The sequence below is a fragment of the Rhodanobacter sp. C05 genome (assembly GCF_002001165.1).
Taxonomy (GTDB): Bacteria; Pseudomonadota; Gammaproteobacteria; order Xanthomonadales; family Rhodanobacteraceae; genus Rhodanobacter.
The window spans coordinates 83,961-97,265 of the sequence record NZ_MUNQ01000007.1; the positions used below are offsets into that span (position 1 = coordinate 83,961).

Below are 13,305 nucleotides of genomic sequence, written 5' to 3' on the forward strand. Positions count from 1 at the left end.
TTGGGGTGCATAAACTTGAGGTGCTGAAGACAAGGCCCGCATCCTGCGATGCGGGCCGGAACAATCGCTCAGCTCAGCTCGGCGAAGAACTCGGCGATACGCGAGAGGCCAGGCGCCAACTGTGCCGTGGGACAGGTATAGGAAATGCGCATGGCGCGCGGCTCACCGAATGCCGAGCCCGGCACGCAGGCGACGCCCTTGGCTTCCAGCAGCGCGGCGCAGAACTCCACATCGCTGTTGATCTTCACGCCGTTGTGGCTCTTGCCGAATGCGCTGGAGATATCCGGGAACGCGTAGAACGCACCCTGCGGCCGCGGGCAGACCACACCGGGAATCGCACCGAGCGCAGCGGCCACGATGTCGCGCTTGCCGGCGAACTCCGCGCACTTCGCCTGCGGGATGTCCTGCGGGCCGGAGAACGCTGCCACCGCCGCTGCCGTGATCACTTCCGGAATGCTGGTGATGTGGTTCGAATTGAGCGTGGTGACCGCCCTGGCCACCGACTCCGGTCCGGCAATCAAGCCGACACGCCAACCCGGCATGCCGTATGTCTTTGAAACCGAGTCGACGAAGACCAGCCGCTCGCGCAGCTCGGGCCTGGCGAACACGAAATTGTGATAGCCGATACCGTCGAACACCATCGAGTTGTAGATGTCGTCGGTGACGATCCAGGTATCCGGATGCTTCACCAGCACCTCGGCCAGCGCAGCGATCTCGTCGCGCGTATAGACCATGCCGGTGGGGTTCGACGGATTGTTGAACAGGAACACCTTCGGCTTGCGCGCCAGCGCTGCATCGAGCTGGGCTGGTGTGAGCTTGTAGTTCTGCGCGGCACCGCAATGCAAGACGTTGGTCCTGGCGCCCACGATATCGGCGATGTCGTGATAGGTGGTCCAGTACGGCGCGGCAAAACAGATCTCGTCGCCCTCGTTGAGCAGCGCCTCGGCCAGGTTGTACAGCACCTGCTTGGCACCGATGCCGATCGAGAGGTTCATGCGGCCGTAGCCGCTGAAACCCAGCGCCTCGATGTGCTTCAGGAACGCATCCAGCAGCGGCTCCGCACCGCGGTTGCTGCCGTACTGGCCGGAGTCGTGCGACAGCGCCTCGCGCGCCGCGGCATACACGTGTTCGCCGGGCAGGAAATTCGGTACGCCGATCGAGAAGCTGATGATGTCGCGACCGGCAGTCTTGAGCTGTTTCGCCTTCTCGGCTATCACCATGATTGCGCTGGGTTTGGCGCGACCGACACGCTGGGCAAGCTGGGGCATGGGTTCCTCGACGTCAGGGGGATGAGGTCAGCAAACCCGTGAATTTTAGCATGCGGCGATGCGGCATCCGGCAAAAATCGCAAGAGTTTTCGCACCAGTCACTGATGCATTCCTACTGCAGTCCATGCATGATGCGAACGCCACCTCCACGACGGTTTGGCCGTGGGCGGGAGGGCAAGGGCCGACAGGATGCCGACCCAGCCAAGTTCAGGGAGATCCAACCAACTCTCGCGGAGGACACACGGATATGCTGCATCTGATCTGGTCCATCATCGTTGGCTTTATCGTCGGTCTGATCGCCCGGGCCATCATGCCCGGCGCCGACCACATGGGTTTCTGGATGACTGCTGGCGTCGGTATCGTCGGCTCGCTTATCGGCGGCGCAATCGGCAACCTGATCAAAAAGCCCGAACCGGGTTCCATGTTCCATCCGGCTGGCATCTTGATGTCGATCGTCGGCGCACTGATCCTGCTGGTGGTTCTCCGCTTCGTGTTCCATATGTAAGCCAACCGTGGCCATTCAAACGCGGTAGCGTCTGAAACGAAAAGGCGGCGGGGATTGCTCCCCGCCGCCTTTTTCATGTCCGTTACTGAAACCGGTCTCAGGCAGTCTGGCCGAACAGCTTGCCGGCCAGCCCTTCCAGAGCACCCAGATCGAAACCGCCGCCCTGCCCAGCCGCCGGCACCTGGCCGTCCGGCGTCAGATGATCGACCGCATGTGGGAGCACCTGCGAGAGCTGGCCAAGCAGCTGGTTCGGGTCGACGCCCAGCTTGCCGGCAGCTTCCTGCACCAACGAGCCGAGACCGCCATTCTGCAGTGCCTGGCCGAGCTGATCGCCCGACACCGCCTGGTTCGCGCCACTGCCGACCCACGACTGCACCGCGTCACCCAGCCCATGCTGCTGCAGCATGTTGGTCAGGCCCTGCACACCGCCGGCCTGCTGGATCAACTGGCCAGCCACGCCAATCAGCGAACCCGCACCTGCCTGCTGCCCCTGTCCTCCGAGCAAACCATCGAGGAATGACATGGTCGTTCTCCTTCGTTAGTGAATGGGCGTGAAGCCTGCCGATCATAGGCACGCAAATCGGCATTTGTCATGACGTTGGCCCGCAAAAAGAAACCGCCGGCTGAAGACCGGCGGTTTTCTGCAAATCGGCCAACGGAAACTCAACCGCGCTGGTCGAGCACCGCGTTCCATTCCTTGACGCGATCGGACTGCGCGGTCAACAGCGCATCGACGTCGCCTTCGACGGTGACCTTCTCGATCACGTCGCCCTGCTGGATCGTGTTGACCACAGCCATATCAGCCGCATCGACCACTTCGCCGAACACGCTGTGCTTGCCATCCAGCCACGGCGTGGCGCCATGGGTGATGAAGAACTGGCTGCCGTTCGTGCGCGGGCCGGCGTTGGCCATCGACAGCACGCCCGGCCTGTCGTGACGCAACGAGGCGTTGAACTCGTCCTCGAACTTGTAACCCGGGCCGCCGCGACCGCTGCCCTCGGGGCAACCGCCCTGGATCATGAAGTCGGCGATCACGCGATGGAACGACAGCCCGTCGTAGTAGCCGCGCTTGGCCAGATTGACGAAATTGGCGACCGTGACCGGTGCCTTGTCCTCATGCAGACGCAGGTGGATCGGGCCGCGGTTGGTGGTGAAGGTGACATTGATGGTCATCGCAAATCCTTGAGTTCGAGAACTGCATCGTGCACCGACCTGGAGCACGCGGGTTGCAGAGAATAACCCAGCAGCAGCCTGCAAGTCAGACCGACCCTTTCTTGCGACGCCAACGCTACGGCAAGTCCAGCATGCCGGACACCAGGACACCGGCGCCTCGTGGCTGAGCCGCTGGAGTCGGCACCTCGGCCGGCCACGCGGTTCCCTGATAAAGATGCGCCCACAGCCGGTCCAGCGCCGCATAGCCATACGGCAACAGCGGCACATGCCCGTCACCAAAACCGGGCAGCGCCAGGAAGGCATCGAAGTGTTGTGCGTGCGGCACCTTCCAGTAGATCGGTTGGCGCCCTTCGTCGCGCAGCCACGCCACATACGGTTCGGAGCTGAAGACCGTCGGCAACAGGCCATCGCTGGCACCGTGCACCACCCACAGCGGCAGGTCATTGCGTGGCAACCGGACTGCGGTGGCGGCAACCGAGGCACGCAACGCCTGCGACTCGTGATCGTCGCCGGTCCACAGCGCGCGCAGGCACTCGCTGCCGATCAAGGTGGGATCGGTCGAGACGCTGGTGCCGCCAAGCAGCCCGATGCCGTTGCCGGGCGGAATGCCGGAGGCATCTGCCCACCATGCTGCTCGCGCGGCAGGATCGGCCGTGCCCGGCAAACCCTTGGCATCGACTGGCGCGTAATGAAAACCGCACGGCATGTCAGTGGCGCCACGGCGAAGATAGGACGAGGCATAGCCCGCGGCAATCACCCGCCACAGGTCGAATGCGGTGGTGCTGGCTGCCGTGCTCATCGCCTCGTCGGTCCAGCCACGGGCATGCAGATACTGCCGGGCCTGTTCCGCCTGTTCGGTTACGGTGTTGCCGCTCAGCTTGCCCTGCGCGCGCAGGCTGGCACAGCGCACCGGCCATGCCGGTAGCGGCACACCCCTCGGGCCACGCGCCAGCGGCACGCTGGCGAAATGCTCGGCGCTGAGCGCGCACGGCAGCCAGATCGCCGCCTCGGTGGCGTAGTCGTACATCGCGCGGCCGTGGCCCTGCACGTGCACGTTCGGCTCCAGCGCCACCACGCCGGCAAAAAAGTGATCCTTGTCGAGACCGGCTGCCTGCAGCACCGCACCGCCACCATTGGACAGGCCGGTGGCGATGATCCTGGTGTTCTGCGGCGTGAATGGCGCTTCGGCGGGAAACGCACGATCGAGCATGGCCAAGCCGAACTGAGCCGCCTGGATCACATGCTGGCCCCAGTCGGCTTCCGGATTGTCGCCGGAGTTCATCTGCTTCACCGCGATGCCGGCCGTCGACGGCGCGGGCGATGGCTGGAACTCCAGCTCGGTCTCGCCACGCTTGGCACGACGACCGTCCAGCCCTACGCCGCTGTTGTCGGCGTAATCGAAATAGCCCGCGCCCGTGCCCTTGTCGGTGTAGGCCACCGCACAACCATGCGGCAGGCCCCAGGCACCGGCCAGCGCGATCGCACCGTAGATACCGCGCGAACCCGACGAGGCAGTCACCACCAGACAGCGCTTCTGCCGATCGAAGTGATCGGGTACCTGCAGCAGCACGCGATGGGGTGCGTTGGCGCCGGGGATGCGCGCAAACGCCTGATATTCACGACCTGGCACTTCCGGCACGCCGCCGTACACCGTGCCGTAACCGCCCAGCGGACCGAGGTCGGCAATGCCCTTCCAGCTGGTCTGGATCGCCCGCTGGCGCAGTTCCTCTGTGGTGGGGTTCAACGGGTCGGCAAACGGCCGTGGTGTGCTGGCCAGGCCAGCCAACCCCAGCCCCGCACTCAACAGATCATCCTGGCCACGATGATCGGTAACCCGTACTTCGCCGTAGTCAACATCACGCATTGCGGATTCCTTCGGCACAGGGCCACCGGCGCAGGCCGACAGCGTGAGCATGAGCAACAGGGAGGACACGCAGGCGGATTTTTTCATCCCGCCACCATATCAAGCATGCACGCACCCGCCATCGTACGAAAGTCCAGCATCGCACCAATGACCTCCGGACCTCGACGACCGTGCTGCGGCCCGCTAACGTCGACGGCATGACAAGCCTGCTGATCGCCGACGACCACCCGCTATTCCGCGCCGCGCTGCGCCTGGCGGCCAGCGAAAGCCTGCCCGACTGCCGCGTGCGCGAAGCCGCCGACCTGTCCGGCGTACTCGCCGCGCTGGCTACCGAACCAGACACCGACCTGGTCCTGCTCGACCTGCACATGCCCGGCAGTCATGGCCTGTCCGGTCTCGCCACGCTGCGCGGCCAGCATCCCGGCGTGGCCGTGCTGGTGGTCTCCGCCCACGACGAACCGCGCATCGTGCGCCGCGTGCTCGATCACGGCGCCGCCGGCTTCATCCCCAAGAGCGCCAGCCCCGCCGAGATCGGCGAAGCGATCCGCCACGTGCTCGACTGCGGCAATTGGTTGCCGCCAGGTCTTGCCGCCGCCGTCGCGGCCTTACCCGCCGATCCGGCCGACACCGATCTCGCCAGCCGCCTCGCCCGCCTCACTGAACAGCAATCTCGTGTACTCACCCTGCTCGCCGAAGGCTTGCTCAACAAGCAGATCGCCGACCGGCTGGCGATCCAGGAGCGCACGGTGAAGGCACATGTGACGGCGATCTTTGAGAAGCTCAGGGTGAGGAATCGGACGCAGGCGGGGATGTTGTTGCGGTCGCTGGATCTGGGGGAACCAGCGCGGGTGATGTGAGAGAAGCTTTTGCCTTATGACGGATACCGAAGTGGTTCGCAAAACCGCTTTCGACCCAGATCGGACGGACTTTTGTCCGATGGCGGACTGGATCTGCCACGCCCCGCATGTCAAATGAAAGACCCATCCGCTGATCCTAGAGACCGACATGCCAATGACTAGACGCATACGGGCATGGCTGCGACCACACCCTCATTTGGCCATAACGTTCTTGTGGTTCACGGCTATGGTGGCTCACGCATGGATTTTCATAGCATCCAATGTCGCTTACGTACGCGCTCACCCTGAGATCGAGTGGTATGCGGGTAGCAGAAGCTTTCAGGCATTGAATTTTTGCGTGACTCGGCTTCCATTCTGGTTACTGGGACTCTGCCTTTTGCTAGTCCTCGCATCATGGATCCAGCGGGCGATCAACAGGCCTTATCACTAGGCGAATGTTGCGGCCATGGACTCGGTTCGGCACGCTGGTAACAACTGCTTTCGACCGCTCCCGCTACCACTCGTTGCAACAACTGCCGCAACGCCAACGGCTTCAAAGGCTTGTACAACACGCCCACCCCTGCATCGAGCAACCGCTGGCGCAGCTCACCATCGCGATCCGCCGTGAGCATCACGGTCGGTACATCGGCATGCAGTTCGCGTAGCTGATGCCACACATCGAAACCGGTGTCGCCGCCGTCGAGGTGGAAATCGAGGATATGCAGATCCGGCCGCCACGGCGCCGCCAGCGCCTGTTCGGCATTGCGCGCGGCATGTACGTGCCAGCCCCAGCTGGTCAACAGACTGCTGAGCGCGGCGAGTGCGGCTGGCTCGTTGTCCAGCACCAGCGCACGACCAGCGGTCAGTGATTGCTGTGCATCGGCGATGGGTGGCAGTGGTATCGCGGCACGTGCCATCGGCATGCTGAGGTCAAACACGCTGCCGCGGCCGGGCCACGAGCGTAAACCGAGCGGATGGCCGAGCAATCCAGCCATGCGTTGCGCGATGGACAAGCCCAGCCCGAGCCCCTGCCCGCCTGCGGCGCTGCCGCGACGAAACTCCTGGAAGATCAATTGCTGCTCACCCGGCGCGATGCCAGGACCGGTATCCCACACTTCCACGCGCAACTGATCGCCACGTCGGCGCACACCGAGCAACACACGCCCGCGCTCGGCATAACGCAACGCGTTCGACAGGAAATTCTGCAGCACGCGGCGCAGCAATTGTGGATCGGATTGCACCCATGCACGCGTGCCGACTACGTCGAACCGCACGCCGCGGTCGAGCGCGATGGCGCGAAATTCCGCGGCCAGGGGATCGAGCACTTCGGCCAGTGGAAATGCACGCGGTTGCGGATGCAGGCGGCCACCTTCCAGCCGTGCGATGTCGAGCAGACCAGCGAGCAAGCCTTCGGTAGCGGCCAGTGCGCCATTGAGATGATGCGCTGTCGTGGCATCGGCGCCGCGTTCGGTGAGCGAGTGGGCAAACAGCTGCGCCGCGTGCAGCGGTTGCATCAGGTCGTGGGTCACTGCGGTGAGGAAGCGGCTCTTCGCCTCGTTCGCGCCCTGTGCTTCCGCCGAGGCCGCAGCCAGCGCGCGGGTGCGTTCTTCCACCCGCAGTTCCAGCGTTTCGTTGACACGCTTGAGTGAGCCTTCGGCCTGACGGAATGCGGTGACGTCGGTGAATGTGGCGACGAAGCCGCCGCCGGGCATCGGGTTACCGCGGATCTCGACGATGGTGCCGTCGGGAAAGCGCCGCTCGGACAGGTGCCGGGTGCCCGCGCGCATGTGGGTAAGTCGCTGCTGCACGCGTCGCTCGACTTCGCCGGGACCGAGCATGCCGGCGTCAATGTTGTAGCGCGTCAGTTCGGCCACCGACCGGCCAACCTGCAGCAGTTCGGGCGGATAGTTGAACAGGCGCGCATACGGACTGTTCCAAGCGACCAGCTGCAGCTCGGCATCGACTACGCAGATGCCCTGGCTCATGTTCTCCAGCGCGGCCTCCAGCACGCGCTGGTTGAAGCGCAAGTCCTGCGCCGCCTCGCCGACGATGGCGACGACGGTATCCAGATCGTCGCGGCCCTGCCGATGCACCACTTCCAGCAGCAATCGTGCCGAGGCAGCGCCGATCACCGCGGCCAGTTCGTGTTCGACCTCGGCCACGCGCGCACTGCCAGCGGAACCGGCGACAGGCGCGTTGATGAACAAGTGCTCGACCCGCTCGGACGGCAGGAAGCGTGCCGCCAGCGCACGCAATTCAGCTACACCGACATGGCCCACGCTGACTGCATGCGTGGCCCTGCCATAACGCGAGCCGGCTACGGCCAGCATCACTGCAGCATTCGCCGCCAGGCTCACCACCACCGCACGGCCCAACCGGTTCCAGTCGCCGAGTCCGAGCAGGTCATCCGGCGCCAGCCAGCGCAGACCGAACGGGCCCACATGCAGCCAGGGCAAGGCGGACGGCAGCAGCGAAGGCAACACCGCATACACCCACACCAGCGTGCCGGCCGCCAGTCCGGCCATCACCGCACGCGAACCCAGCTGCGGGCGGTACACCGCCGCCAGCAACGCCGGAGTCAACCCGGCCAGCGCGGAGAACGAGATCGCACCGATATCGGCCAGCGCCTCGTTGCGTGCCAGCACGCGGCTGTATGCCCACGCCAGCAGGATCACCACCAGGATCGCCACGCGCCGGTGGTTCAGCAGTTCGCCACGCAGGTCGCCATGTTCGTCGCGACCCCAGCCGGCCTTCACCCGCAGCGGCGCAATGAAGTGATTGACCACCATCAGGCTCAAGGTGAGCGTGGCGATCACCACCATGCTGGTTGCGGCACTGAGGCCACCGAGGAAGGCGATCAGCGCCAAGCCGTGTTCGCCTCGCGCCATCGGCAACGCCAGCACGTACATGTCCGACGACACCCCGCTCGGTCCCAGCAGCGCATCGCCCATCCGCGCCAGCGGCAGGATCGGCAGCGAGATCAGCAGCAGGTACAACGGGAACAGCCAGCGCGCGCTGCGCAGATGCCCGTCGTTACGGCACTCCACGATGCCCGCATAGAACTGGTGCGGCATGGTGAACATCGCCAGCGCACCGAGCAGGATCAGCGCCGGGAAACCGCTGCTGTCCGGCGGTGGCGGCAGGTTGACCGGCAAGCCGGCCGGCAGCGCGGCGAACAGCAGCGTACCAAGCGCCAGCATCGCGCCGAGCTTGAACAGCGACTCGAACGCCATCGCCAGCACCAGCCCGCGGTTGTGCGCCATGGTCGAGGCACGCCGCGTACCGAACAGCATCGCGAACAGCGCCATCAGCAACGCCACATACAGCGCACTGTCCTGCCACGGCTCCGACTCGGCCAGTTGGCCGTGGCTGAGGATGCCGTAACTCATCGCCACCGCCTTCAGCTGCAGCGCGATGTACGGCACGATGCCGATCAGCACAACCACGGTGACCAGCGCCGCCAGCCCCGAATGCCGCCCCAGCCGCACCGCGATCAGATCGGCCAGCGAACCGGCATTGTATTCGCGTACCAGTTGCACCATGCGGCGCAGGAATTTCAGCGCGAACAGGTACATCAGGATCGCCCCGACAAACGTCGGCGGCAGCCACCAGCCGGAGCGGCTGGCCTGGGTCACGGTGCCGTAGAACGTCCACGAGGTGCAGTGGATCGCAAGCGACAGAGCGTAGACGATCGCCCAGCGCTTCTCGAACAGCTGCGGGCGACGTTCGCCGAGCAGGGCCACGCCGAACAGCAGGCCTAGCCAACACAATGCGGCAAACGCGATGACGCCTGCGCTCAACATGGCATCCGCACCTGTGGGAGCGACTTCAGTCGCGATGCTCCGTTATTGCCACGGCTTTTCAGCTTTTCGGCTTTCCACCGAGTGCGGGCCAGGATGGCCCGCTGCCCTACCCGGGGCCCCTGTGCGGCGGTGAGTCGGGGTCGACAGGCCGCGCAGCGGGAGTCGACAGGGATGTCGACTCCTTTTCGCTCGGACAGGAGTCCGATCGAAAAGCCCGGCCCCGGCTCACGGACTTGCCGGGCATGAATGCCCGGCAAGCGCCAAGCGGGGTGTCGTTTTCTCTTGGTTACTTCTCTTTTGGACAAGCAAAAGAGAAGTAACTCGCCCTCCGCAGGAGGACGAAAGCTCTTCACGCATTCGCAGTACCGAGCAACCCTCAAGACCAAGAGCGCCCCCTCACCCCAACCCTCTCTCCCGACGTTGTCGGGGAGAGGGAGTAAAAGCGAAGAGCCAACATCAATGCCCCGCTGGCAACCCCAGCGCCCGCACCGCGTTCACCAGCCAGCGCAGCTGCACGCCCTGGCGGCTGTCGTAGTCGGCTCCGGAATATCCCCACCAGTCCCAGCATGCTTGCGGATTCAAGGGCGCGAAACTTGCGCGGGTCTGAGGATATAGCACGGCCACATCGTAGACATCGGCCCAGCGGTTGAAGCCGGCGTCTTTCACGAACGCCTCGCCCACTGCGTCGGCGTTCTGCTTGCAACCGTGGAACGCGACCACCAGGCCGCACGGCTTGCCGGCGAGGCAGTCCGGTGGCAGGTAGACGTAACCGGTCTTCGCCAGCAACGCATCGGCTCCATCAGGGCGCAGTGCATCCTGGTCGAACATGCGCAATTCACCACGTGCCTGCGCGGCCGCGTGGGCCGGCTTGCCGAACATCTGCGCGAAGATTTCACCGGCAGCATCGAAGCCGCAATGACCGAGATACGGCGCGACCGATTTGTCGCAGTCATCGCCGCTCGCCACCACCGGCAGGTTGTGCGCGAACGCGCGCTGGCCGTCGTCATGCACCTGCATGCCGCTCAGGCCGGGCGTGTTGTCGCGCAATTTCTCGTAGAAATGCGCACCCGCCTCCGCCACCGCCGGCGCCACCACTGCGTCGGCGCTGCCGTGCAACAGATAGACATGGGCATGCGCGAGATCCTTCAACGGACCGATCTCGCCAGCGGCGGCACGTTTGGTGGCACTCGCCACCAGTGCGCCGACATCCGGCGCCGGTACACCCTTCATGCAACTGCCCAGCGCAGCCTCGAGCTTGCCGCCGGCGCAACCGAAAGGACCGCCGGCAACCAGGGCCGCGTTCGGGAACAGCTCCGGATACGCCAGCTGCGCCTGCGTCGCCATATAGGCTCCGGACGAAAGCCCGGCCACGGCGACCCGCGACGGATCGAGCTTCAGCTTCGGCAGGGAACCTGCCGGCTGGGCTGCACAGGCGCTGCCGCTGGCCAGCAGCAGCGACAGACCGAACGAGCGGATCCAGGCTTTCAATGACATCGACGATCTCCATGGTTCGACAACGGCACTCGCCGAGTATGCAGCGGGTTCATGCGATGCCTCCACGGCATGAACTCTCCTACATCAGGCTCGACGGATCAGAACGTATAACGCGCGCTGAGAGTCACCATGCGCGGTGCGCCGTAGTAACCGGTGACGATGCCCAGCGCGGCAATGTTGTAGCCAGTGGTGCGATACGACTTGTTGGCGAGATTGGTGCCCTGCAGGCTCAGCGTCCACGGCGTGTTGATCTGCCAGATCAGGCCGGCGTTCCACAGGCCGTAGGCCGGCTGCGCGATCAGCGGCGAGAGGGTGGTCTCCGGATACACCATGCTCTGGTAGGTGTAGTTGATGCGCGCAGTAAGGCTGCCACCGTTGGGCAGTGGCTGTGTTCTATCCAGTGACAGGGCGCCGGAGAACTTCGGTGCGTTGGTGAATTTCTGCGTGTCAGCAATGTTGACGCCGCTGCTGAGGAACTGGGTGTACTTGGTGTGCATCCAGGCGAAGTTGCCGCTGAGCGTCCAGTTTTCCACCGGCTTCCAGGCGAACTCCTCTTCCAGGCCATCGATATGGCCCTTGCCGGCATTGGTGAAGTCGCCGAAGAAGCCCTGGCTGCCATTCGGCAAGGTGTAGGAGGTGAACACCGACAGCTGGATGTTCGAATAGATATTGTGGAACAGCGCCGTGTTCATCATCAACGCGTCGTCGAGGAAGGTCATCTTGCTGCCCAGCTCGAACGACTGCACCTTCTCGTCCTCGATCGGTCGGCACGAGGTGGGAATCGCCGCGCAGTTCGCACGGATGTTGTAGCCGCCCGAATGGAAGCCGGTGCTGTAACTGCCGTAGAGCTTGACGTTGTCGTTGAGGCTCCAGTCCAGCGAGACCTTTGGCGAGGCATTGTTCGAGGTGTGCGAACCGGAGAAATCGGCCAGCACGGCGATCGGCGTGGTGAAGCTTTCGTTGGCGTAACCGTAGTTCTGGATCAGCGCACCCTTGGTCTCGCGGGTGAGGCGTGCACCCACGTCGAGGCTCAGGCTCGGGCTGATGTCCCAGGTGAAATCGCCATAGGCAGCGAGGCTGCGCGTGCTGATGCGCCCACCCGTGCTGCCGTACTGCGAATAGCCCAGCGTGGAGTAAGGCGGCGAACCGAGGAAGATATTGTCGATCTCGCCGCTGGCCGAACCGTTGAAGTAGTACAGGCCGGTCACACCATGCACGCTGCTGCCGGAGTCGTAATTGGCCTGCAGTTCTTCGCTGAACTGGTGATCCTTGTAGATCGCGCTCACGTCTGCGATCTTCTCCGGCAACGTGTCGAAGTCGATGTTGGTGTCGGTCGACGAGCCGCGCACCGCGGTAACCGATTTCAGGGTCCAGTCCTGGCTGGCGATCCAGTTCATCGTGAGCGCAGTGCCGTAGAGCTTGGTGTGGTTGACCTGCGGCATGCCGCTGCGCGTGTCGTAATCGCTGGAGAGCGGCGCATAGGTCGGATCGAACATATTGCCGATCAGCATCTTCGCGCCGCGCGGATTGGAATTGTCGCGCACGCCGTCCACCGACAACTGGGCATTGAAGGTGCTCGACGGGAAGAAGCCGAGCGTGGCGCGTGCGGCATTGGTGTTCTTGTTGCCGTTGCGGCTGCCGCCGAGCAAGTCGGTACCGAAGCCGTCGTTGTGCTCGCTGGCATAGGCAATGCGTCCACGCCACACGCCGTCGGCACTGGCGCCGCCCACGCTGGCCTTGACGTCTTTCTCGCCATGCGTGCCGATGGTCGTCTCCACCGAGCCTTCGGTCTTGGTCGGCAGCGGCGCGGACACGTACTTGATCGCGCCACCGATGGTGTTCTTGCCGTACAGGCTGCCCTGCGGGCCACGCAACACCTCGATGCGGCTGACGTCGAACACGTCGAGCATGGTGCCCTGCGGGCGCGCCATATACACGTCATCGAGGTAGATGCCGACCGCCGGATCGAAACCCCAGGTCGGATCGGCCTGACCGACGCCGCGGATATAGGCGGTAAGCGTGGTGTTGGAACCGCGCGCCGCGTAGATCTGCAGCGAGGGCACCTTGCCCTGCAGGTCGGCGAGGTTCTGCACGTTCTGCTTGTACAGCGAGTCCGCGGTGAACGCGCTCACCGCGATCGGCACGTCCTGCAGGGTCTCTTCACGCTTGCGCGCGGTCACCGTGATCTGGCCGAGCTGCTTGGCGTTGACCGGCTTGCCCTGCTCGGTCGGCGTACTGGTGTCGCTGCTTTGCTGTGCATACAGCGGTGCGGCAAACAGCAGCCCAGTCGTCGCCAGACCAATCGCCAGACTCAGATACGTGCGCTTCATGACTTCCCCTTCCGGCTAGGCGCATCCATTGC

9 protein-coding genes are annotated in these 13,305 nt (G+C 64.4%); 2 read left to right on the plus strand and 7 right to left on the minus strand.

Annotated elements, in window-relative coordinates; all coding sequences use genetic code 11:
• Positions 1–68 precede the first annotated feature (68 nt).
• Positions 69–1,268 carry an aminotransferase class I/II-fold pyridoxal phosphate-dependent enzyme gene (locus B0E51_RS04935; RefSeq protein ID WP_077443746.1) on the minus strand — a complete coding sequence of 400 codons (1,200 nt, stop codon included), beginning with the start codon at positions 1,266–1,268 and terminating at the stop codon, positions 69–71.
• A 247-nt stretch (positions 1,269–1,515) separates the two neighbouring features.
• Here B0E51_RS04935 and B0E51_RS04940 point away from each other — a divergent pair, with 247 nt between their 5' ends.
• A complete protein-coding gene (locus tag B0E51_RS04940) occupies positions 1,516–1,773 on the plus strand; it encodes a GlsB/YeaQ/YmgE family stress response membrane protein (RefSeq protein WP_077443747.1) in 258 nt (85 codons plus the stop codon).
• Between the two features lie 97 nt (positions 1,774–1,870).
• Here B0E51_RS04940 and B0E51_RS04945 read toward each other — a convergent pair whose 3' ends face one another.
• From B0E51_RS04945 to B0E51_RS04955, 3 genes are all read right to left on the minus strand, one after another.
• On the minus strand, positions 1,871–2,296 hold the full coding sequence (locus B0E51_RS04945) for a YidB family protein (RefSeq protein WP_077443748.1): 426 nt from the start codon (positions 2,294–2,296) through the stop codon (positions 1,871–1,873).
• A 140-nt stretch (positions 2,297–2,436) separates the two neighbouring features.
• Positions 2,437–2,946 (minus strand): peptidylprolyl isomerase, encoded by a 510-nt coding sequence (locus B0E51_RS04950; RefSeq protein WP_077443750.1) that lies wholly within the window; start codon positions 2,944–2,946, stop codon positions 2,437–2,439.
• A 115-nt stretch (positions 2,947–3,061) separates the two neighbouring features.
• Positions 3,062–4,810, minus strand: coding sequence for a D-(-)-3-hydroxybutyrate oligomer hydrolase (locus B0E51_RS04955; protein ID WP_254424414.1), 1,749 nt, complete (start codon positions 4,808–4,810; stop codon positions 3,062–3,064).
• 197 nt (positions 4,811–5,007) lie between these two features.
• Here B0E51_RS04955 and B0E51_RS04960 point away from each other — a divergent pair, with 197 nt between their 5' ends.
• Positions 5,008–5,667, plus strand: a complete 660-nt coding sequence (locus B0E51_RS04960) for a response regulator transcription factor (protein ID WP_077443948.1) — start codon at positions 5,008–5,010, stop codon at positions 5,665–5,667.
• A 410-nt stretch (positions 5,668–6,077) separates the two neighbouring features.
• Here the strand turns inward: B0E51_RS04960 and B0E51_RS04965 are convergent, their stop codons facing one another.
• The 3 genes from B0E51_RS04965 to B0E51_RS04975 form a co-directional block, all read right to left on the minus strand.
• A complete protein-coding gene (locus B0E51_RS04965) occupies positions 6,078–9,449 on the minus strand; it encodes a PAS domain-containing hybrid sensor histidine kinase/response regulator (protein ID WP_077443752.1) in 3,372 nt (1,123 codons plus the stop codon).
• A gap of 456 nt (positions 9,450–9,905) precedes the next feature.
• The gene (locus B0E51_RS04970; RefSeq protein ID WP_077443753.1) at positions 9,906–10,943 is read right to left on the minus strand and encodes a PHB depolymerase family esterase; all 1,038 of its coding nucleotides are present in this window, start codon (positions 10,941–10,943) and stop codon (positions 9,906–9,908) included.
• 98 nt (positions 10,944–11,041) lie between these two features.
• Entirely contained in the window at positions 11,042–13,273 is a 2,232-nt protein-coding gene (locus B0E51_RS04975) for a TonB-dependent receptor (RefSeq protein ID WP_077443754.1), read from the minus strand.
• Positions 13,274–13,305 lie beyond the last annotated feature (32 nt).